Raw genomic sequence first — 21,979 nt, 5'->3', positions numbered from 1 at the left:
GGCGTGCCGTCGCGGCGTCTGCCGAAGCGGCTTGCTGGGCGGGCCAATTAACGATTACCGACTTTTCCAATTCGAACACTTATGGCATTTAACGTCACGCTCCGGCAAAGCGGCCGGCAGTTTCAGGTAGAACAGGACGAACCGGTGCTGAACGCGGCCTTGCGTCAAGGCATCGGTCTGCCGTACGGCTGCAAGAACGGCGCGTGCGGTTCGTGCAAGGGTGCCGTGGTGAACGGCCAGGTCGAGCAGCGCGCGCATTCGTCGTCGGCTTTGTCGAACGATGAAAAAACTCGCGGCATGGCGCTCTTCTGTTGCGCGACGGCGTGCTCGGATCTGGAAATCGACATCCGCGAAGTCGCGGGCGTGGGCGACGTGCAGGTGAAGAAGCTGCCGTGCCGCGTCAATGCAATCGAGCGCAAGGCCGACGACGTCGTCGTGCTCAAGCTGCAACTGCCCGCGAACGAACGCCTGCAGTATCTGGCCGGCCAGTACCTCGAATTCATTCTGAAGGACGGCAAGCGCCGCAGTTATTCGATGGCGAACGCGCCGCACACCGAAGGCCCGATCGAGCTGCATATCCGTCATATGCCCGGCGGCGCCTTCACCGACCACGTGTTCAACACGATGAAAGAGCGTGACATCCTGCGCTTCGAAGCGCCGCTCGGTACTTTCTTCCTGCGCGAAGAGTCGGACAAGCCCATCGTGCTGCTCGGCTCGGGCACGGGCTTCGCGCCGCTGAAGGCGATTGTCGAACATGCGGTGTTCAAGAACCTGAACCGCCCGATGACGCTGTACTGGGGCGCGCGTCGCAAGAAAGACCTGTATCTGCTCGAACTAGCCGAGCAATGGGCGCGTGAGATTCCGAACTTCAAGTTCGTGCCCGTGCTGTCGGAGCCCGACGCGAGCGATGCGTGGACGGGCCGCGTGGGCTTCGTGCATCGCGCGGTGATCGAAGATCTGCCCGATCTGTCCGCGTATCAGGTGTATGCGTGCGGCGCACCGGTCATGGTCGAATCGGCGCAGCGCGACTTCACGCAGCACCACGGCCTGCCCGAAGACGAGTTCTACGCGGACTCGTTCACGAGCGCCGCGGATCTCGCGAATGCGGTCTGAGCGAAACGCCGACACCACGCGCCGATGCAAATTCATGGTTTACACCGGCGCTTTCCTTGTCGTATTCTTTCGCGCATGAACCGCATCCAGTCCGAACTTCGACGTCGCCGCTCGCCGCTTCCCTAGGGACGCCGCCGGCTTCGTCACGGATTCGCGCTATAACAGAGCGCACGCTGTTCGAATCATGAAAGCCACGGCATGCCGTGGCTTTTTTGTTTTTCCGCCTCATTCACCTCTTACCCGCTGCCTGGAGCCTGCCGTCATGAATTTCAATGAGTACCCGATCGAGTCGCTGATGTACATCACGAACCGGCCCGAAATCGTTTTCACGCACGGCAAGGGCTCGTGGCTCTACGACAACAACGGCAAGCGCTATCTGGACTTCATTCAGGGCTGGGCGGTCAATTGCCTCGGTCATTGCAACGAAGGCATGATCGCAGCGCTGAATACGCAGGCCAAACTGCTCTTCAATCCGTCGCCGGCTTTCTACAATGAGCCGATGGCGAAGCTCGCCGGGCTCCTCACACAACATAGCTGCTTCGACAAGGTCTTCTTCGCGAACAGCGGCGCGGAAGCGAACGAAGGCGCGATCAAGCTCGCGCGCAAGTGGGGCAAGAAGTTCAAGGACGGCGCGTTCGAAATCATCACCTTCGACCACAGCTTCCACGGCCGCACGCTCGCCACCATGTCGGCAAGCGGCAAGCCGGGCTGGGACACCATCTACGCGCCGCAAGTGCCGGGCTTTCCGAAGGCGGATCTGAACGACATCGCCTCGGTCGAAAAGCTGATCAACGCAAAAACGGTTGCGGTGATGCTCGAACCGATTCAGGGCGAAGGCGGCGTAATCCCCGCGACGCGCGAGTTCATGCAGCAACTGCGCGAGTTGACCCGCAAGCACAACCTGCTTCTCATCGTCGACGAAGTGCAAAGCGGCTGCGGCCGCGCGGGTACCTTGTTCGCGTATGAGCTGTCGGGCATCGAGCCGGACATCATGACGCTCGGTAAGGGCATCGGCGGCGGCGTGCCGCTCGCGGCGCTGCTGTCGAAGGCGGAAGTGGCGGTGTTCGAAGCCGGCGATCAGGGCGGCACCTACAACGGCAATCCGTTGATGACCGCGGTCGGCTATTCGGTGATCTCGCAACTCACGGCGCCGGGCTTCCTCGAAGGCGTGCGCGCGCGCGGCGAATACCTGCGGGCGAAGCTGCTGGAGCTGTCGGAAGAACGCGGCTTTAACGGCGAGCGCGGCGAAGGTCTGCTGCGCGCGCTGCTGCTCGGCAGGGACATCGGCAACCAGATCGTCGAAAAGGCGCGCGACATGCAGCCCGACGGCCTGCTGCTGAACGCGGCGCGCCCGAACCTGCTGCGCTTCATGCCGGCGCTCAATGTCACGAACGAAGAGATCGACCAGATGATGGCGATGCTGCGCTCGATTCTCGACACACTCTAACGAAAGCGGAGCGCCTGATGAGCACGAGCGCCGCGGTCCCCGTCTCGATTCGCCGCTTCGACGCGCGCGACACCGACGCGGTGATCGCGCTGTGGCAGGAAGCGTTTCCCGAGTATCGGGATGCCACGAAGCCGCAGCGCAACCCGCGTCTGTCGATTGCAAACAAGCTCGCCACGCAGCCCGAGTTGTTTTTCGTCGCGGTGCTGGATGAGCGCGTGGTCGGCAGCGTGATCGGCGGCTACGACGGCCACCGCGGCTGGCTTTACTCGCTCGCGGTGGACGCGTCGTTGCGGCGGCACGGCATCGGCTCGCGTCTTGTCGCGCACGTCGAGGCCGCGTTGACCGCGCTCGGCTGCCCGAAGCTGAATCTGCAGGTGTTGTCCGCGAAGAACGAGGTCCGCGCGTTTTACGAGGCGCTCGGTTATCGCGCCGATGCGGTGGTCAGTTTGGGCAAGCGTCTTGGCGAACTCGCCGATAGCTCGGCGGGTTGAATCCGGAGCGGCGCGTTCGCGCTGGAAAGAGAAAGGCCGCATGCGTTTTTTATCGCATGCGGCCTTTTTTCATGGCGGTTGAACTGCGAGCGCTTATTTGCCCGCTTGTTCGTCCGCTTGTTCGCCCGACTTATTCACCCAGATAAGCCGCGCGCACCTTCGGATCGTCCAGCATCTGCTTTGCGTCGCCCGACATCGTGACGAGACCCGAGTCCATCACATAGCCGCGGTTCGCGGCCTGCAACGCGAGTCGCGCGTTCTGCTCGACGAGCAGCACGGTCATGCCTTCCGCCGAAATCGCACGCACCACCTCGAAGATCTTCTCGACCATGATCGGCGACAGACCCATCGACGGTTCGTCGAGCAGCAACAGCTTGGGGCGCGAGATGATCGCGCGCGCCATCGCCAGCATCTGCTGTTCGCCGCCCGAGAGCGTGCCCGCGTACTGCGTGGCGCGTTCCTTCAGGCGCGGGAAAAAGCCGAACATGCGGTCGACGTCGGCCTTGATGCCGTCGCTGTCGCTGCGCAGGTAAGCACCCATCTGCATGTTCTCGACGATCGACATGCGCGCGAAGATGCCGCGGCCTTCCGGCACCATCGCGAGGCCGCGCTTCAGAAGCTCGTGCGGCGGCACGCCCTTGATCGACTGGCCCATGTACTCGATGTCGCCCGCCGAGTAGGGCTTGAGACCCGTGATCGCCTTCATCGTCGTGGTCTTGCCCGCGCCGTTCGCACCGATCAGCGTGACCAGCTCGCCCTGCGCGACTTCGAGGTCGATGCCCTTGACTGCCTGGATGCCGCCGTAATTGACCTGCAGGCCCTTGATTTTCAACATTGTTTGCGTCGTGGACATCAGTGGACTCCTGCACCCAGATAAGCTTCGATCACCTTCGGATCCTTCTGCACGTCTTGCGGCAGACCTTGCGCAATCACCTTGCCGTAGTCGAGCACCGTCATCTGGTTGCACAGACCCATCACGAGCTTCACGTCGTGCTCGATCAGCAGAATCGTCTTGCCGTCGGCGCGGATCTTGTCGAGCAGACGCGTGAGTTCGACCTTTTCCGTCGCGTTCATGCCGGCGGCGGGTTCGTCGAGTGCGAGCAGCTTCGGATCCGTCGCGAGCGCGCGCGCAATCTCGAGACGCCGCTGGTGGCCGTACGACAGATTGCGCGACGTGTAGTCCGCGTACTGCGCAATGCCGACGTACTCCAGCAGCTCGATGGCGCGCTCCTTGATTTCGCGCTCTTCCTGGCGCTCGGCCGGCGTCTGGAACACTGCGCCGAGCAGGCCGTGCTTCGTGCGCACGTGGCGGCCCACCATCACGTTTTCCAGCGCGGTCATGCCGCCGAACAGACGAATGTTCTGGAACGTGCGCGCAATGCCTGCTTTCGCGACCTGATACACGGCCGTCGGCGTGTAGTTCTGGCCGTCGAGCTTGAAGTCGCCGGAATCCGGCGTGTAAAGGCCCGTGATCACGTTGAAGAATGTGGTCTTGCCGGCGCCGTTCGGGCCGATCAGACCATAAATGGTGCCTTCCTCAATCTGAAGGCCGACGTCCGACAGCGCCTGCAAACCGCCGAAGCGCTTGTTCACGCCCTTCACGGACAGACGGATTTTTTTATCGCTCATGTTCATTTGCTCCTATCCGTCCGTTACGCGCGCACCGGCTTTTTGCCAGCCCGCTTCGACAGTTTCGCAATCTTGTCTTCGTGCTTCGGCGACGGCCACAGGCCTTCCGAGCGATACAGCATGATCAGCACCATCGCGAGTGCGTAGACGAGCTGACGGATCACTTCGGTATCGACGATTTCATGGCCGAAAATCATGTGTTGCAGCGGACCCATCGTCGAGCGCAGGAATTCCGGCAGCACCGCGAGCAGCACCGCGCCGAGAATCACGCCCGGAATGTGACCCATGCCGCCGAGCACCACGCAGGCGAGCACGACGATCGACTCAGGCAGCGTGAACGATTCCGGCGACACGAAGCCCTGGAACGCACCGAACATCGCGCCCGACAGGCCGCCGAACGACGCGCCCATCGCAAACGCGAGCAGCTTCACGTTGCGCGTGTTGATGCCCATGGCCTTGGCGGCGATTTCGTCCTCGCGGATCGCGGCCCATGCACGGCCGATACGCGAATGCTGCAAACGCGTACACACCCAGATCACGAGCAGCGCAGCCAGCACGAACAGGTAGTAGTACGAGTACACGGACGGGAACTGCAGGCCGAACAGCGAGTGCGTCTGCGAGAGGCTGAAGTCGCCCACGTGCACCGGTGCAATCGCCGTGATGCCCTTCGGCCCGTTGGTGATGTTCACCGGTCGGTCGAGGTTGTTCAGGAAAATCCGCACGATTTCCCCGAAGCCCAACGTCACGATGGCGAGGTAGTCGCCGCGCAGACGCAGCGTCGGCGCACCGAGCAGCACGCCGAACAGCGCGGCGATCGCCATCGCGCACGGCACGATGATGAGGAACGGCACATGCAGGCCGTTCGGCGCGAGCTGGGCGATCCACTCGAATTGCGACGACAGGTGCGGCGAGCTGAGCAGCGCCGCCGTGTACGCGCCGACCGCGTAGAACGCGATGTAGCCGAGGTCCAGCAGGCCGGCAAAGCCGACCACCACGTTCAGGCCGAGCGCGAGCATCACATACAGCATCGCGAAGTCGAGCACGCGGACCCAGTAGTTGCCGCCGGCGGTGCCGATGATCATCGGCGCGGCGATCACGAACACGGCGGTGATAATGCCCACCGTCAGCGTCTTCGCGAGGTTGCGTTCGGGAATGAGCGTCGTGGACGGCTCGATCGGTTGAATTGAGGTCATTTGATTTACTCCTTGGCCTGGATCAAGCGCGATCCGCAACGCGTTCGCCGAGCAGACCCGACGGACGGAACACCAGCACGATGATCAGCACGATGAATGCAAACACGTCCTGATAGTTACTGCCGAACACACCACCTGTCAGGTTGCCGATATAACCGGCGCCCAACTGTTCGATGAGCCCCAGAATCACGCCGCCGACCATTGCGCCGCCCAGGTTGCCGATACCGCCCAGCACCGCCGCGGTAAACGCCTTGAGACCAGGGATAAAGCCCATGTAGAAGTGCGCGTTGCCGTATTCGGACGCGATCATCACGCCGGCGAGCGCAGCGAGCGCCGAGCCGATCATGAAGGTGGCCGAGATCACGAAGTTCGGGTTCACGCCCATCAGCGAGGCGACGCCCGGGTTCTCGGCAATCGCGCGCATTGCGCGGCCGAGCTTGGTCTTGTGCACGAGGAGCAGCAGGCCCGCCATCACGAGGAACGCGACGACGATGATGACGATTTCAGTCATCGAGATCACCGCGCCGGGCGTCGTGTCGGTGGCCTTGATCACGTTCAGCGGATCGGTGGGCAGCAGTTGCGGGAACGGCAGCGGGTTGCGCGACCAGATCATCATGGCGAGCGTCTGCAGCAGGATCGACACGCCGATTGCGGTGATCAGCGGGGCAAGACGCGGCGCCTTGCGCAACGGCCGGTAGGCCACGCGCTCGATGGTGTAGCCGACCACCGCACAGACCACGGCGGCGATCGCAAGCGCGATGCATAGCGTCGGCACGTTGCCTAAGCCGGGGAAGTGGTTCTGCAGCACGCCTATGGCGGAAAGCGCAACCATCGCGCCCACCATCAACACATCGCCGTGAGCGAAGTTGATGATGCCGAGAATGCCGTAAACCATCGTATAGCCCAGTGCGATGATGGCATAAACGCTGCCAAGCACCAGTCCGTTTAGGATCTGCTGGATGAAGATATCCATTTAATGCTCCTTAGCCCGTGCGACTGGATTCGCGTTCTTCATCAGCCGGTGGGCGGTGATGCGTCACGCAATCTCAATGGCACTGCGGGTACTGATGTAAAAGACCGGTAAGGGTTTATCCGCCGCCGGTTTGCGAAGACGACTGGGTCACAGTCGCTGGCTCGCCTTCGGCGGATGCAAAAACGGCACCGTTGGATGGTTCGGTGCCGTCAGGCTGAACGTCCCGTCATCACATCTTCACGACGTCGAGAACCGCTTTTTTGCCGTCCTTGAAGTCGTAAAGCGTAATGGCGCCCTCTTTCAAATCACCCTTGTCGTCGAACGCGATCCGGCCGATTACCCCGTTGTAATCGGTTGACGGCATCGCAGCCAGCACCTTGGGCGCCTCGATCGAATTAGCGCGCTTCATTGCATCGACAATCACGTACACAGCGTCATACGTGAACGGTGCGTAAATCTGCACCGGCGTGTGGAAGCGGTCGACGTACTTCTTTTCGAAGTCCGCTCCCCTGTCCATTTTCGAAAGCGCGAGTCCCGCCTCCGAACAGACCAGGTTTTGCACGGCGGGTCCCGCCAGCTCACCTACCTTGTCGGTACACACGCCGTCGCCGCCAAGGATTTTTGCCCTGATACCGAGCGCCGCCGCCTGTTTGGCAAACGGCCCGCCCGTCGCGTCCATTCCGCCGAACATAATGGCGTCCGGATGAACACTCTTGATCTTCGTGAGGATGGCCCGGAAGTCCGTGGCCCGGTCGTTCGTCGCTTCACGCGCGACGATCTTCGCTCCGTTCGCCTCGACGGTCTTCGCGAATTCCTCCGCGAGCCCCTTGCCGTAGGCGGTTGCATCGTCCACTACCGCGATGCGTTTGGCGCCCAACGCCTTCGTGGCGTAATTGGCGAGCGCCGGACCCTGCTGCGCGTCGGTGGCGACCACGCGGTAGGTCGTCTTGAAGCCCTGCTGCGTGTAAGCCGGGTTCGTCGACGACGGCGAGATCTGCACGATGCTCGCATCGCTATAGATCTTCGAAGCCGGAATCGACACGCCCGAATTCAGGTGGCCGACAACGGCCACCACATGATCGTCCACCAGTTTCTGCGCGACCGCGGTGCCCGCTTTCGGATCGGCGGCGTCGTCCTGCGCGTCCAGTTGCAAGTCGATCTTGTGGCCGTCGATAGTCAGGCCATGCGCATTGATTTCCTCGACCGCGAGACGCGCGCCGTTTTCGTTGTCCTTGCCCAGATGCGCGATGCCGCCCGTCAGCGGGGCCGCATGGCCGATCTTCACGACAATTGCCGCGCTTGCCGGCGCGGCGGACGCCGCCACTGCCGCCGATGCGCCTGCTCCCGCCTCGCCATCCTGTTTTTTGCCGCACGCGGTCAACATCGCAACCGCGGCCGCGATGGACACGGCGTAAGCAAACTTGACTCGCATTAATTAGGTCTCCCGCCCTTGCTGAAACTCGTGTTCGGAAGGCCCTGAGGCCTTGAGAACGCGCGCATTGTAACTCCAATTTTGCGACGGGCAATATTGTTGAACCGGCAGGGTTTTCCTGCATTGCAACCGTATTTTGAGACCGCTTTCGAGTAAAAGGCGCAACCGGGTTGCGACTGATTTTCGTGCATCAGTTGCACCAGCACAGAACACCGTCGCATCAAGTGTTGCGGCCGCGCCGCGGCGCGCCCGGTCACAGCACGGTTTGCGTCACATGGCGGTCTTAGACTGCACCTCTTGTGCTCGGCACCATCTTAGTGCGTCAAAAAAGTTTGCGGGCGCCTTCGACGCTAAAAACGGGGACGCATCGAGCGAAAGGCAATTAAATGCCAGATCATTTTTCAAAAAAGATCCAGCGCGAGGCAGAGAAAAAGCGCGGGCGGCAGGAATCTGCCCCTATTTTTATGAGATCACTGGTGGCGGCGGGCAAAAAAAACGCGCCCGAAGGCGCGTGTTTGACGACCCGTTGGCAGGCGTGTCAGGCAGGCAAGCCCAGCCCGCGCGGCAGCGGAAACGCGATATTTTCCTCGATGCCCTCCAGCGCACGCACGTTACGCACGCCCAGTTCGCGCAAGCGCGCAATCACCGCCTGCGCCAGCACTTCCGGCGCCGAAGCGCCCGCCGTGACGCCGATGCGGCGCTTGCCCTCGACCCACGTCGGGTCGATCTGGTCCGGCGAGTCCACCATATAAGAAGGCACACCGAGTTTTTCCGCCAGCTCGCGCAACCGGTTGGAGTTCGAGCTGTTCGGGCTGCCCACCACGATCACCATGTCGCACTGCGGCGCCATGAACTTGACCGCGTCCTGACGATTCTGCGTGGCGTAACAGATGTCCTGCTTTTTCGGCTCGCGAATAGACGGATATTTCGCCTTGAGCGCGCGAATGATTTCCGCGGCGTCGTCCACCGAGAGCGTGGTTTGCGTGACGAACGCGATCCGCTCGGGGTCCGCGAGCTGCAGCGCCTCTACGTCTTCGATGTCCTCGACGAGATGCATGCCCTCGCCCGCCTGGCCCATCGTGCCCTCCACTTCTGGATGACCCTTATGACCGATCATCACGATGTCGAAGCCGTCCTGGCGCATCTTGGCAACCTCGATATGCACCTTGGTGACGAGCGGGCAGGTCGCGTCGTAGACACGCAGCCCGCGCGACTCGGCCTCGCTGCGCACTGCCTTCGACACCCCGTGCGCGCTGAAGATCACCGTGTTGCCGGGCGGCACTTCCTCCAGCCGCTCAATGAAGATCGCGCCCTTCTTGCGCAGATCTTCGACGACGTAGGCGTTATGGACGATTTCGTGACGCACGTAGATCGGCGAGCCGTGCAGCTTGATGGCGCGCTCGACGATCTCGATAGCCCGGTCGACGCCGGCACAGAACCCGCGCGGCTGCGCCAGCAGGATCTCCGTTTCGGCTAGGGTCGTATCCGCGATGCTCATGTTTACAGAATCCCGATGATTTTCACTTCGAACGCCAGCGCCTGGCCGGCAAGCGGGTGGTTGAAATCGAACAGGGCCGACGTCTCGTTCACTTCTTTCAGAACGCCAGCGTAGCGGCCGCCGCCCGGCGCGTTGAATTCGACCAGGTCGCCCGGCGAAAAATCCTCGCCGATCATGCTGTTTTCGCGCAGCGTGGCCAGCGACACGCGTTGGATCAACTCCGGGTTGCGCGGACCGAATGCGGCGCCGGGAGCTAGCTGAAAGGTCGAGTGGTGGCCCACCTTCAAACCCAGCAAAATGTCCTCCAGCGGCGGCGCGAGCTGACCGGCGCCGAGCAGCAGGGTGGCGGGCTTGTCGTTGAAGGTATTGATGACTTCGGCGCCATCGGCAAGGGAAAGCCGGTAGTGAAGCGTCACGTGTGAACCGGGCTTCACTTCGGAAATGTCGATGATGCTCATGCAGTGCTCGCTCAGTCGAAGCGCGCTCTCACGCGTGCGCCGCGGGCGCAGCCGACGCGTGCGGCAAACCGTCGGCGTGCCGTGCGCAAAGCGTCTATTGTAAGCCACATGGCCGGGCTCGGCTTGCGTCCATCGCGCGCACGGGCCCGAAACCTCAAGCGGAGGAATTGTCTGTATATGTCTGATTATGCGTCCCCAATCGTCGCACCAACGTTCGATTTCGCTCGTTCGCCGCCGGTTGCCCCGGCTGCGGGCAAACCCAAGGCGCGTCGCAGGCGCAAGTGGCCGAAGCGCGACATGCCGCGCGAGCGGCTGATCGATCAGGGCCCCGGCGTGCTGTCCGATACCGAGATGATCGTGCTCGTCCTCGGCTCGGGCCTGCCGGGTCACGACGTGTTCAGCGTCGCGCGCGAGCTGCTCGAGCGTTTCGGTTCACTGCGGGCGATGCTCGACGCGACTTACGCCGAGTTTGACGGCCTGCGGGGCATCGGCCCGGCGAAGAAGGCGCAACTGCTCGCCATCATGGAAATGGCGCGCCGCTCGCTCGTCGACAAGATGCGCCGGCGCTCGTTGATGAATTCGCCGGAGGCCGTGGAAAATTACCTGCGGCTTCTGATCGGCGGCCGTCCGCAGGAAGTGTTCGTGTCGCTGTTCCTCGACGCGCGGCATCGGCTGATTCGCAGTGAGGAAAGCGCGCGCGGCACACTCACGCGCATGGCCGTGTATCCGCGCGAGATCGTGCGGCGCGCGCTCGCGCTCAATGCGGCGAGCCTGATCGTCGCGCACAACCATCCTTCCGGCGCGGTGCAGCCGAGCGCGAGCGACTGCAGGCTGACGCGCACGCTGCGCGAAGCGCTCGCGCTGATCGACGTACAACTGGTGGATCATCTGGTGATCGGCGCAGATAGCGTATACTCGTTCGCCCGCGCCGGCTGGCCGTGAAGCTGGCTTGACGCTCTCGGCCGGAAGCTCCGGCCTGGAGCTTCCGGCTTCCGGCTTCCGCTCGAGGCCTCCATCAGGCCGCCCGGCGAGCGGCCCTGCACGGCTCTTCGACCGGCATGAAAAGAATGCGAGCGAAAAGCAAAAACTCGCCAGACCATGTTTCGCCGCCGCAAATAAGGTTTGATTTTGCGGCGTTTTTCCTGCTAGAATTCCGGTTTGCCTATTTCCAACCCCCTGTTCCGAAGCCACCAAGGCGTTCCGGAAAGGATACGTGCCTGATTTCAGCGCGACTCTTTTCGGGAAACTTTCACGGCGTTCGAACTCAGAATTAGCGTATTAGGAGTGCTCTCATGGCACGCGTATGCCAAGTAACTGGGAAAGCGCCGATGAGCGGCAACAACGTTTCCCACGCGAACAACAAGACCAAGCGCCGGTTCCTGCCGAACCTGCAAAGCCGCCGCATTTGGGTGGAAAGCGAAAACCGTTGGGTGCGTCTGCGTATTTCGAACGCCGGCCTGCGCCTGATCGACAAGAACGGTATCGACGCTGTGCTCGCAGATCTGCGCGCACGCGGTGAAGCCTAAGGAGTAAATCATGGCGAAAGGCGCACGCGACAAGATCAAGCTGGAATCGACCGCAGGCACGGGTCACTTCTACACGACCACGAAGAACAAACGCAACATGCCGGAAAAGATGCTGATCAAGAAGTTTGATCCGGTCGTCCGCAAGCACGTTGACTACAAGGAAACCAAGATCAAGTGAGTCTTGACTCCTGCCTTTTGACGAAGGCGAAGACATGTGCAAAGAAGCCCCGCATTCGTGCGGGGCTTTTTGTTTTTGGCCAATCGAATTCGCCGACGGCACGCCCTCTTCGCGCCGACAACGTCCTATGCCGTCCGGCCGGCTTTCCCTCGGCGGTCGTGGCGCGTATCCTCTCTCGTTTCAGCAGTGCGTGAACAACGCGTTGGCACAGCAAAACGACAGACGGAGATGCAAGCAATGGAATTCGATGTGGCGATTGTCGGTAGCGGTCTCGCGGGGCTGAGCGTCGCGCTCAATCTCGCCGAGACGCGGCGAGTCGCGGTAATCGCCAAGCGGTCGATGACCGAAGGCGCGAGCGACTGGGCGCAAGGCGGCATCGCCGCAGTGCTCGATTCCGCGGACAGCGTGGAAAATCACGTGCGCGACACGCTGATTGCAGGCGGTGGCCTGTGCGACGAAGCAGCCACGCGTTTTATCGTCGAAAATGGGCGGGCCGCAATCGAATGGCTCATCGAACAAGGCGTGCCGTTCACGAAAGACGACGCCGCGGAGCTCGGCTTCCACCTCACTCGCGAGGGCGGCCACAGCCACCGGCGCATCATTCATGCAGCCGACGCAACGGGCCACGCAGTGGTCGCCACGCTAAGCGAGCGTGTGCGTCGGCATCCGAATATCACGCTGCTCGAAGACCACTACGCGATCGACCTCATCACGTCGGACCGGCTCGGGCTGCCCGGCCGCCGTTGCCACGGCCTCTACGCGCTCGACGTGCAAAGCGGCCGCACGGTCACCATCGAGGCGCCGCACACGGTGCTCGCCACGGGCGGCGCCGGCAAGGTCTATCTGTACACCACCAATCCGGACACGGCGACGGGCGACGGCATCGCCATGGCGTGGCGCGCGGGCTGCCGCGTTTCGAACATGGAGTTCATCCAGTTTCATCCGACATGCCTGTTCCATCCGTACGCGAAGTCGTTTCTGATCTCGGAAGCGGTGCGCGGCGAAGGCGGTCTGCTGAAGCTGCCGGACGGCACGCGTTTCATGCCGAATCACGACGAACGCGCTGAACTGGCGCCACGCGACATCGTGGCTCGCGCCATCGACTTCGAGATCAAGAAGCGCGGCATCGACTGTGTGTATCTGGACATCAGCCATCAGCCGGCCGACTTTCTTCGCGAGCATTTCCCGACGATCCTCGCGCGTTGCCTCGAATTCGGCATCGACATCACGAAGGAACCCATTCCGGTCGTGCCGGCGGCGCACTATACGTGCGGCGGCGTCGTCACCGACCTGGCAGGCCGCACCGACCTCGCGGGCCTCTATGCGGTGGGCGAAACGTCCTGCACGGGGCTGCACGGCGCGAACCGGCTCGCCAGCAATTCGCTGCTGGAGTGCCTTGTGATTGGACGCTCGGCTGCGCGCGCAATCGAAGAGGAAGGCTTCTGCGGCGCCGTTCATGCCCCTCTGCCGGACTGGGACGAGAGCCGCGTGTCCGATCCGGACGAAGAAGTGGTGGTCGCGCACAATTGGGACGAGCTGCGCCGGCTCATGTGGAACTACGTGGGCATCGTGCGCACGGACAAACGGCTCGCGCGGGCGCGGCACCGGCTTGCCCTGTTGCGCGACGAGATACACGAGTACTACGCGAACTTCAAGGTGAGCCGAGATTTGCTGGAGTTGCGCAATCTGGTGGATGTGGCTTCGTTGATCGTCGACGGCGCACGGTCGAGGCGTGAAAGCCGCGGCCTGCATTTCAGCCGTGACTGGCCGGCAACGTTGCCTAAAGCACTACCTAGCGTGCTCTCGCCCGAGCACGTGCGCAACCGCAACGTCTGATGCAAGCTGAAACGCCATTGCGGCACGCACGGGCCGCAGATGGCGTTTGACGAATCACGACCGCCAGAAAGCAGCGTCAGACGATTCGCAACGAGTAGTCCGTCGCGCGCACGTCCTTCGTCAGGGCGCCGATGGATACACGGTCCACACCGGTCTCCGCAATCGTGCGCACCGTTTCGAAATTCACGCCGCCGGACACTTCCAGCACCGCGCGACCCGCGGTGATGCGAACGGCTTCACGCATTGAGTCGAAAGAAAAATTGTCGAGCAGGATGGATTGCGCGCGATGCGCCAACGCCGTTTGCAACTGCTCGAGCGTCTCGACTTCGATCTGGATCGAGACGCCCGCGTTGAGTGCCAGCGCGGCGTCCATGGCCGCGCCCACTCCGCCGGCTGCGGCGATGTGGTTTTCCTTGATCAGAATGCCGTCGTACAAAGCGAGCCGTTGATTTGCGCCGCCCCCCACGCGCACCGCGTATTTCTGCGCGAGCCGCAAACCCGGCAGCGTCTTGCGCGTGTCCAGGATACGCGTATGCGTGTGGGCGATTGCGTCAACGTAACGGCGCGTCGTGCTCGCTACGCCGGACAGCAATTGCAGGAAGTTGAGCGCGTTACGCTCGGCAGTCAGCAGCGCGCGGACCGGCCCACGCAATTCGCACACGGGCGTGTCCGCCGTCATCCGGTCGCCTTCGCGATAATGCCAGTGCACTTCGATCCGCGAGTCGACCTGCCGCAGCACGGCGTTGAACCACGGCACACCGCACAACACCGCGTCCTCGCGGACAATGACGCGCGCACTGCGAGTCTCCTCCGCGGGCACGAGGCGGCCGGTCAGATCGCCGGCGCCGATGTCTTCGGCGAGCGCCTCCGCGACATTGCGAGCGAGCGCTGCGTCGAAAGCCGCGCCGTACTGCGCGCGAACCTCGCCGAACAGCGGCGACACCGCTTCTTCCTCGCGATAGCCGGCGAAACCGCCCTCTGCTGAACTCTGCGCGACCGCGTTCATCAAGCGGCTCCCACGTTCGAGTACAACTGCGCGTCGCGCGCGAGGTCGCCGCTAGCCTGCACGCGCTTCTTGTGACGCGCCGCGAAATCGAGCATGCGGTCGATGGGCATGCGCGCCCGCTCGCCAATGGCACGGTCGACGAAAATCTCGTTGTGACCACGCTCCAGCACGTCCGCGAGATTCGCGAGCCCGTTCATGGCCATCCACGGACAGTGTGCGCAGCTCTTGCACGTCGCGCTATTGCCGGCGGTCGGCGCGGCGATCAGCGTTTTGCCCGGCGCGGCGAGTTGCATCTTATGCAGGATGCCGAGATCGGTTGCGACGATGAAGTGCGTCGCATCGAGCTTTTGCGCCGCGTCGATCAACTGCGTGGTCGAACCGACGACATCGGCCAGCGCCACCACGTTGGCTGGCGACTCAGGATGCACCAGCACTTTCGCGCCCGGATATTCGGCTCGCAGCAAATCGAGTTCGATACCCTTGAATTCGTCGTGCACGAGGCAGGAACCCTGCCACATCAGCATGTCCGCGCCGGTCTTGCTTTGAATATATGCGCCCAGATGCCGGTCCGGCGCCCAGATGATCTTCTCGCCGCGCGCGTGCAGGTCAGCAACGATTTCGAGCCCGATGGACGAAGTCACCATCCAGTCCGCGCGAGCCTTCACCGCCGCACTCGTGTTCGCGTACACGACCACGGTGCGATCCGGGTGCGCGTCGCAGAAAGCCGAAAATTCGTCTACGGGGCAGCCGAGATCGAGCGAACAGGTTGCATCGAGATCCGGCATCAGAATGCGCTTGCCGGGACTCAGAATTTTCGCGGTCTCGCCCATGAAGCGTACGCCCGCGACCACGAGCGTCTGCGCGTCGTGGTCGCGGCCGAAGCGCGCCATTTCCAGCGAATCGGCCACGCAGCCGCCGGTTTCATCGGCAAGCTCCTGCAATTCAGCATCGACATAGTAATGCGCAACGAGCACGGCTTTCTCGCGCTTGAGCAACGCGCGGATGCGCTCCTTCAGCGCCACTTTCTGCTCGGCCGACGGCATGTCGGGCACCTTCGCCCACGCCTGTCCGATTCCGCAGGACGTGCCCTGCGCCTGCGGCCGGTCGTATTCGACGGTCCTGATCGCCTGCTGATTCATGATCTCCTCTGCCTTCGCTCTGCCGCCGCAGACTGCTCGTCGCGTCGCGCTGCATTTTCCGCGGCCCAAAAAGCAAAACCCCGCCAACGCGGGGTTTTGTGACGTAACGAAATTTTAATGGATTTCGTGGTCAAGCATAACGGCGCAGTCGCATCGCGAACTCCTGCAGCGCCTTGATGCCGCTCGCCTCTGCACGATGACACCAGTCCTGCAACTGCACCAGCAGCTGATCGCGCGATGCGTTCGAGCGCTCCCACATGGCCGCCAGTTCGTTGCGCATGTCGATGTACGTCTTCAGCTTCTGGCTATTGGCGAAGATTTGCGGCAACAGACGCTTCTGCGGCTCGTCGAGCCCCGCTTCTTCCTTATGGAACCAGCTGCGCGCGCCGCGCATGACCTGGTACTTCTCGCGTGCGCCGACTTCCTTCAGGTGCGCGAGTTCCTGACGATACGCGCGCTTGAGCGCCTTGCCGTAACGCGCCATGACTTCATAGCGGTTGGCGAGAACGGCCTGCAGCGTGTCCTGGTCGAGCACCAGCTTGCCGGTGGTCAGACGCGGCGTGGGCGCCACCTTCTTCACCTTCGCGAGACGGAAAGCCGACATGATGCGGATATACATCCAGCCGATGTCGAACTCGTACCACTTGTTCGACAGCTTGGCCGACGTCGCATACGTATGGTGATTGTTGTGCAGTTCCTCACCGCCGATGATGATGCCCCACGGGAAGATGTTCGTGCTGGCATCCGACGAGTTGAAGTTGCGGTAGCCCCAGAAGTGCGCGAGACCGTTGACCACGCCGGCCGCCCAGAACGGGATCCAGACCATTTGCACTGCCCAGATGGTCAGACCGACCACGCCGAAGAGCGCGATATTCAGCACCATCATCAGGCTGACGCCGAGGATCGGGTACTTCGTGTAGACGTTGCGCTCCATCCAGTCGTTCGGCGTGCCGTGACTGAATTTGCGCATGGTTTCTTCGTTTTTCGCTTCGACGCGATACAGCTCCGCGCCTTCGAGCAGCACCTTCCAGATGCCGCGCGTTTGCGGGCTGTGCGGATCTTCTTCCGTTTCGCACTTGGCGTGGTGCTTACGGTGAATGGCCGCCCATTGGCCGGTCAGCATGCCCGTGGTCATCCACAGCCAGAACCGGAAAAAATGACTGACGACGGGGTGCAGCTCCAGCGCGCGGTGCGCCTGGCAGCGGTGCAGATAAACCGTCACGCCGATAATCGTGACGTGTGTCACCGCGAGCGTGTACAGCACAAGTTGCCACCACGAGAAGTGCAGCAGGCCGTGGGCAAGGAAATCGAGCAAAGAATTCAACAAGGCAATTTACCTGTGGAACGAGAGATACGAGAGACACGAGACGCGCGCGAGTTGCGCGTGTCAAGAAAGTGAAAGCATACAGCGGGATTGGACGACATTCTACTGGAAGCGTTCCAAGTGTTTGTAACAAATAGGGATTTTTTGTGCGGGATCAACGCGCGATAGCCTGCAGCAAACGAGCCGGCGCTCGCTGCAGTCCCCAAGCAGCCCCTTACAGGGCCTTGTCCGCCTGGTTGGCCGCGGGAGCGGTCATTGTTACCGAGTGTGGCGCGGCGCCGCCGAGGTTTGCCACGTTTGCGACGCTACCCACAATGCGCACTTCGCGTTGCGCGAAAGGAATGGAAATGCCGTGCGCAGAGAATAGCTGCCAGATGTTGCGATTGACGGCCGAGCGCACGGCCGAAGTGCCGGTCGCCGCATCCGCGATCCAGAAACCGAGCTCCAGGTTGATGCCGTCCGCGCCGAAGCTCACTAGGTAAGGCGTGGGCGCCGGGTCGGCCAGCACGCGCGGCACGCCGTCGGCGGCCTGCACGAGGAGCGCCATGGCTTGTTCGACGTCGGCCGTATAGGCGATCTGCACGGCCGCTTTCGCATAGCCGCGCGTGAGGTAGGACGACTGGTTCTGTACGACGTCGGTGATCAGCTTTTCGTTGGGAATGAGCGTTTCGATGCCGTCGAGGCCGCGCACCACCGTATAACGGGTGCGGATCTGCGTGACCATGCCTTGCAGGCCGCTCACGTTGATCGTGTCGCCGATCCGCAGCGACCGGTCGATGAGGATGATGAAGCCCGACACGTAGTTGCTGGCGATTTTCTGTAGACCGAAACCGAGCCCCACGCCCAGCGCGCCGCCGAACACACCGAGCACCGTGATGTCGATGCCGACGAGCGACAGGCTGATCAGCACCGCGGCCAGCATGAACGCCGCGCGGCCGACGCGCGCGACCACCACTTTGAGATTGGCGTCGAGCGTCGTGGCGCGCATCAGCCGGTCTTCGAAGGCCGAGCCGAGCCACATCGCGACGATCATCGTCACGCACACCCAGAGCAGGCCGGTGACGAGCGAGAGCAGCGTCATATGCGCATTGGCGACGCGAAAGTGCACGCTCGCCATCCACGCGATCACGTCGTCCTGAATGCCCATCACCGTCAGGACCATGGCGACCCAGACGACGAGCGAAACAATCTTCTCGACGAGGAAAAGCCACGGGTGCGTCTCGCCGTCCTGACTGAAGACACGTCGCGCGAAGAAAAACACGATGTAAATCAAACCGATGCCGAACAGCGGCACCAAGGCCAGATCCAGCAACGACGTATGAATGAACTGGCCGGCGACAGACCGCGCGAGCCACACGAGCACCGCGCCGATCAGCGGGAAAAACGCCCGGTTCAGGCTTTCGGCGCCGAAGCGCAGCGTCTGGTAACGCGTCTGGCGGCGCAAGTCGAGCGCACGGCGCAGCAGGCGCGCAAGGAGCCAGGCGAGCGCGAGCGTTCCGACCAGCACGCCGACTTGCCAGAGCATCACCGGCTGGCCGAAGTCGCGCGCGAGATCGCCGAATAGATGAGAAAAGATACGGTTTTGCATGATGTCGCAGGAAGGGCCGGCTCGCGCTTTCGACAATTCACGCGCGAACCGGCCTATAAGGCCAGGGCATCGAGCCCTGGCGCTCAGCTTTGCCGCTCGAGCACGGCGGCGAAGAAGCCGTCAGTCGCGTGGCGATGCGGCCAGAGCGACAGATAGTCGCCCATTTCGAGATCGATGCGCTGCTCGGCCAGCACCTCGCGCGCCGGGACGAGCGCGAAGTCCGGATGATCGGCGAGGAACTGCTGCACGACCGCTTCGTTTTCCGCTTCCAGAATCGAGCAGGTCGCGTAGACGAGACGCCCGCCCTTCTTCACGAGGCGCGCGGCGCTCGCCAGAATCGACGCCTGCTTGGGCGCGAGTTCGGCAACCGATTCGGGCGACTGGCGCCATTTCAGATCAGGATTGCGGCGCAGCGTGCCGAGGCCGCTGCACGGCGCATCCACGAGCACGCGGTCGATCTTGCCCGCGAGGCGCTTGATCTTCGCGTCGTGCTCGCTGTCGATCAGCACCGGATTCACATTCGACAAGCCGCTACGCGCCAGGCGCGGCTTGAGCTTGGCAAGGCGCCGCTCGGAAATATCAAATGCATAGAGACGCCCGGTCGAGCGCATGGCCGCGCCCAGCGCGAGCGTCTTGCCGCCCGCGCCCGCGCAGAAGTCGACGATCATCTCGCCGCGCTTCGGCGCAACCAGCGAACACAGCAACTGGCTGCCTTCGTCCTGCACTTCGAGCCAACCTTGCTGGAACGCGTCGAGCTTGGTGAGCGGCGGCTTGCCGGCCACCCGCACGCCGAACGGCGCAAACGGCGTGGCGCCCGCCTCGATGCCCGCTTTCGACAGCGCGCCGAGCACCTCGTCGCGGCTCGCCTTCATCGGATTGGCGCGCAGATCGAGCGGCGCCGGGTAATTCAGCGCGGCGGCCAGTTGCGCAAGCTCCGCGGGTTCAAAACGCCTGGCGAGCGCCTGATGAATCCAGTCCGGCAAGTTCAGGCGAATGCGCAGCGGCAGGCTTTCCGGGTCGATCGTCGCGACGTGGTCGAGCCATCTGGACTCCGCCTCCGACACGAACGGCTTGAGCGCCGCGCGACCGGCCGTCTGCATCAGGCCGAGCAGGGCCATGCGGCGCGCCGGGCTGCCGGTGCCGCTTTCGGCCAGATGCGCGAATTCCATGCGCCGGCGCAGCACCGCGAACACCGCTTCGGCGATCACGCCGCGCTCGCCGTGGCCGAGCTTGGGATGCGCGCGGAAAAAGCGGCTGGTGGTGGCGTCGGCGGGACCGTTCAGTCTTAGGACTTCGGCCAGCAGCGTCTCAGTTTGTCCAATCAGAAAACCATGCAATCTCATGCGCCCTCTCCGGCGGTGTGACCGGCAAAGAGCCATTGCGGCTCCGGCGGCGTAAGCGTGACGCGCAGGCCGTCGAGCGCAAGGCGCCCTTCGACGAACCAGCGCACCGCGCGTGGATAAATGATGTGTTCGGTGGCGAGCACCTTGTCGGCGAGCGTGGCGGGCGTGTCGCCGGCCTCGACGGGCACCGCCGACTGCACGACGATCGGCCCGTGATCGAGCTGCGACGTCACGAAATGCACCGACGCGCCGTGCAGGCGCACGCCGGCGTCGAGCGCCTGCTGGTGCGTTTTGAGCCCCGGAAAGCTCGGCAGCAGCGACGGGTGCACGTTCAGCATGCGCCCCGCATAACGGTCGACAAAACCGGCCGTCAGCACGCGCATGAAGCCGGCGAGCACGACGAGATCGGGCGCGAAGCTATCGATTTGTTCGGCGAGCGCCGCGTCGAAGCGCTCGCGATCGGAAAACTGGCGATGGTCGACCACCGCCGTGGCAATGCCGCGCGACGCCGCGAAGGCAAGGCCCGCGGCGTCAGGACGGTTGGCAATCACGGCAGCGACCTGCGCCGGCCAGCCTTCGTCCATACACGCGCGGACGATGGCTTCCATGTTGCTTCCCCGCCCCGAAATCAGGATGACGAGTTTTTTCATGCGCGGATTTTATCATTCGGGGACACCCAAACCGCGACGCGCCGCCGTCGGCCGCGCCGAGCGTTTATAATCGTTTGTTTTGCGGCCCCGTGGCCGCCCTACCCCGACGCGCTATCGTGAGAGTCTTCCGCGGTCTTCCCAACGCTGAAAGCCGTGCGCCCTGCGCACTGACCATCGGCAATTTCGACGGTGTCCACCGCGGCCATCAGGCTTTGCTCGCGCACGTGCGCGCGGCGGCCGACGCGCGCGGCCTGCCCGTCTGCGTGATGACCTTCGAGCCGCACCCGCGCGAATTCTTCAATCCGGCCGGCGCGCCGCCGCGCATCGCGATGCTGCGCGACAAGCTGGAGGCGTTGCGCACCAACGGCGTGGACCGCGTGGTCGTCGAGCATTTCAACCACACATTCGCGAGCCAGTCGCCGGATGCGTTCGTCGAACGGATCATCGTCAACGGGCTGCATGCACGCTGGGTGATGATCGGCGACGACTTCCGCTACGGCGCAAAGCGTGCGGGCGATTTCGCGTCGCTCAAAGCTGCGGGCCTGCAGCACGGCTTCGAAGTCGAGCAGATGGCCACGGTCGCCGACCCGTCCGGCGCGCGCATTTCCAGCTCGGGCGTGCGCGCGGCGCTGGTGGCGGGCGACCTCGACGCGGCGCGCGCCGCGCTCGGCCGCGATTACCTGATCAGCGGCCACGTCGTGCACGGCATGAAACTCGGCCGCGACCTGGGCTTTCCCACGCTGAATCTGCAGATCGCGCACAAGCGTCCGGCGCTCGCGGGCATTTTCGTCGTGCGCGTGCACGGCGTCGCGGACGAACCGCTGCCCGGTGTCGCGAGTCTCGGCCTACGCCCCACCGTCGACGATTCGGGCCGCGTGCTGCTCGAAGTGCATCTGCTCGACTGGCACGGCGACGCATACGGCAAACTGGTGCGCGTCGAATTCCTGAAAAAGCTGCGTGACGAGGAAAAGTACGTCGACCTCGAAACGCTCACCGCCGCCATTGCGCGCGACGTCGCCAATGCGCGCGCGTGGTTCGCGGCCGTCGGCGCAGGCACGCCGGGCAGCCGCTCCACCGGTTTCGCGACGTCGGCCACCGACCGAATTAGATAGCCGCCGCGGTCCCTGCGCGCGTGTCAAGCCGCATGGACCCTCG

The 21,979-nt window shown here is 63.2% G+C and carries 21 protein-coding genes; 8 read left to right on the top strand and 13 right to left on the bottom strand.

What is annotated here, in order from left to right; genetic code table 11:
* Window positions 1-81: 81 nt before the first annotated feature.
* The 3 genes from HV711_RS10270 (at window position 82) to HV711_RS10260 (ending at window position 3,051) form a co-directional block, all read left to right on the top strand.
* Window positions 82-1,113, top strand: coding sequence for a CDP-6-deoxy-delta-3,4-glucoseen reductase (locus tag HV711_RS10270; RefSeq protein ID WP_013589384.1), 1,032 nt, complete (start codon window positions 82-84; stop codon window positions 1,111-1,113).
* 262 nt (window positions 1,114-1,375) lie between these two features.
* Window positions 1,376-2,560 (top strand): acetylornithine transaminase, encoded by a 1,185-nt coding sequence (locus HV711_RS10265; protein ID WP_035479306.1) that lies wholly within the window; start codon window positions 1,376-1,378, stop codon window positions 2,558-2,560.
* A gap of 17 nt (window positions 2,561-2,577) precedes the next feature.
* Entirely contained in the window at window positions 2,578-3,051 is a 474-nt protein-coding gene (locus HV711_RS10260) for a GNAT family acetyltransferase (protein ID WP_035479309.1), read from the top strand.
* Between the two features lie 130 nt (window positions 3,052-3,181).
* Here HV711_RS10260 and HV711_RS10255 read toward each other — a convergent pair whose 3' ends face one another.
* The 7 genes from HV711_RS10255 to HV711_RS10225 form a co-directional block, all read right to left on the bottom strand.
* Window positions 3,182-3,886: an ABC transporter ATP-binding protein gene (locus tag HV711_RS10255; protein ID WP_028360906.1), complete on the bottom strand. Its 705-nt coding sequence runs from the start codon at window positions 3,884-3,886 to the stop codon at window positions 3,182-3,184.
* A gap of 17 nt (window positions 3,887-3,903) precedes the next feature.
* Window positions 3,904-4,680 (bottom strand): ABC transporter ATP-binding protein, encoded by a 777-nt coding sequence (locus tag HV711_RS10250; protein ID WP_013589388.1) that lies wholly within the window; start codon window positions 4,678-4,680, stop codon window positions 3,904-3,906.
* Between the two features lie 23 nt (window positions 4,681-4,703).
* Window positions 4,704-5,873 (bottom strand): ABC transporter permease subunit, encoded by a 1,170-nt coding sequence (locus HV711_RS10245; protein ID WP_013589389.1) that lies wholly within the window; start codon window positions 5,871-5,873, stop codon window positions 4,704-4,706.
* 22 nt (window positions 5,874-5,895) lie between these two features.
* Entirely contained in the window at window positions 5,896-6,846 is a 951-nt protein-coding gene (locus HV711_RS10240) for a branched-chain amino acid ABC transporter permease (protein WP_013340266.1), read from the bottom strand.
* 229 nt (window positions 6,847-7,075) lie between these two features.
* Complete coding sequence (locus tag HV711_RS10235) at window positions 7,076-8,278, bottom strand: branched-chain amino acid ABC transporter substrate-binding protein (protein WP_015003571.1); 1,203 nt, start codon at window positions 8,276-8,278, stop codon at window positions 7,076-7,078.
* Between the two features lie 538 nt (window positions 8,279-8,816).
* A complete protein-coding gene (gene ispH / locus HV711_RS10230; protein ID WP_035479312.1) occupies window positions 8,817-9,776 on the bottom strand; it encodes a 4-hydroxy-3-methylbut-2-enyl diphosphate reductase in 960 nt (319 codons plus the stop codon).
* A 2-nt stretch (window positions 9,777-9,778) separates the two neighbouring features.
* The gene (locus HV711_RS10225) at window positions 9,779-10,234 is read right to left on the bottom strand and encodes an FKBP-type peptidyl-prolyl cis-trans isomerase (protein ID WP_013589392.1); all 456 of its coding nucleotides are present in this window, start codon (window positions 10,232-10,234) and stop codon (window positions 9,779-9,781) included.
* A gap of 177 nt (window positions 10,235-10,411) precedes the next feature.
* Here HV711_RS10225 and radC point away from each other — a divergent pair, with 177 nt between their 5' ends.
* The 4 genes from radC (at window position 10,412) to nadB (ending at window position 13,774) form a co-directional block, all read left to right on the top strand.
* Window positions 10,412-11,176 carry a RadC family protein gene (gene radC / locus HV711_RS10220; RefSeq protein ID WP_028360909.1) on the top strand — a complete coding sequence of 255 codons (765 nt, stop codon included), beginning with the start codon at window positions 10,412-10,414 and terminating at the stop codon, window positions 11,174-11,176.
* A 350-nt stretch (window positions 11,177-11,526) separates the two neighbouring features.
* Window positions 11,527-11,760 carry a 50S ribosomal protein L28 gene (gene rpmB, locus HV711_RS10215; protein ID WP_006050117.1) on the top strand — a complete coding sequence of 78 codons (234 nt, stop codon included), beginning with the start codon at window positions 11,527-11,529 and terminating at the stop codon, window positions 11,758-11,760.
* A 10-nt stretch (window positions 11,761-11,770) separates the two neighbouring features.
* On the top strand, window positions 11,771-11,938 hold the full coding sequence (rpmG, locus tag HV711_RS10210) for a 50S ribosomal protein L33 (protein WP_006050116.1): 168 nt from the start codon (window positions 11,771-11,773) through the stop codon (window positions 11,936-11,938).
* Window positions 11,939-12,175: 237 nt separating this feature from the next.
* Window positions 12,176-13,774, top strand: coding sequence for an L-aspartate oxidase (nadB, locus tag HV711_RS10205; RefSeq protein WP_035479316.1), 1,599 nt, complete (start codon window positions 12,176-12,178; stop codon window positions 13,772-13,774).
* Between the two features lie 76 nt (window positions 13,775-13,850).
* Here the strand turns inward: nadB and nadC are convergent, their stop codons facing one another.
* From nadC to purN, 6 genes are all read right to left on the bottom strand, one after another.
* Window positions 13,851-14,780: a carboxylating nicotinate-nucleotide diphosphorylase gene (gene nadC / locus HV711_RS10200; RefSeq protein WP_035479319.1), complete on the bottom strand. Its 930-nt coding sequence runs from the start codon at window positions 14,778-14,780 to the stop codon at window positions 13,851-13,853.
* The gene (gene nadA, locus HV711_RS10195; RefSeq protein WP_028360911.1) at window positions 14,780-15,919 is read right to left on the bottom strand and encodes a quinolinate synthase NadA; all 1,140 of its coding nucleotides are present in this window, start codon (window positions 15,917-15,919) and stop codon (window positions 14,780-14,782) included. The genes nadC and nadA overlap by 1 nt, the downstream gene beginning before the upstream one ends.
* A 130-nt stretch (window positions 15,920-16,049) precedes the next feature.
* The gene (locus HV711_RS10190; RefSeq protein ID WP_013589397.1) at window positions 16,050-17,246 is read right to left on the bottom strand and encodes a DesA family fatty acid desaturase; all 1,197 of its coding nucleotides are present in this window, start codon (window positions 17,244-17,246) and stop codon (window positions 16,050-16,052) included.
* 211 nt (window positions 17,247-17,457) lie between these two features.
* Window positions 17,458-18,831, bottom strand: a complete 1,374-nt coding sequence (locus HV711_RS10185; RefSeq protein WP_013589398.1) for a mechanosensitive ion channel family protein — start codon at window positions 18,829-18,831, stop codon at window positions 17,458-17,460.
* Window positions 18,832-18,914: 83 nt separating this feature from the next.
* Window positions 18,915-20,174, bottom strand: coding sequence for an RsmB/NOP family class I SAM-dependent RNA methyltransferase (locus HV711_RS10180; RefSeq protein WP_013589399.1), 1,260 nt, complete (start codon window positions 20,172-20,174; stop codon window positions 18,915-18,917).
* A complete protein-coding gene (gene purN, locus HV711_RS10175) occupies window positions 20,171-20,824 on the bottom strand; it encodes a phosphoribosylglycinamide formyltransferase (protein WP_035479321.1) in 654 nt (217 codons plus the stop codon). The genes HV711_RS10180 and purN overlap by 4 nt, the downstream gene beginning before the upstream one ends.
* 116 nt (window positions 20,825-20,940) lie before the next feature.
* On the opposite strand from purN, the gene HV711_RS10170 reads away from it, so the two are divergent.
* Complete coding sequence (locus tag HV711_RS10170) at window positions 20,941-21,936, top strand: bifunctional riboflavin kinase/FAD synthetase (RefSeq protein WP_035479324.1); 996 nt, start codon at window positions 20,941-20,943, stop codon at window positions 21,934-21,936.
* Window positions 21,937-21,979: the final 43 nt, after the last annotated feature.

Origin of the sequence: Paraburkholderia phenoliruptrix, assembly GCF_902859825.1 — a bacterium.
Lineage (GTDB): Bacteria > Pseudomonadota > Gammaproteobacteria > Burkholderiales > Burkholderiaceae > Paraburkholderia > Paraburkholderia phenoliruptrix.
The sequence above is the reverse complement of the archived record's forward strand: the minus strand, read 5'-3'. Positions and strand labels throughout refer to the sequence as shown.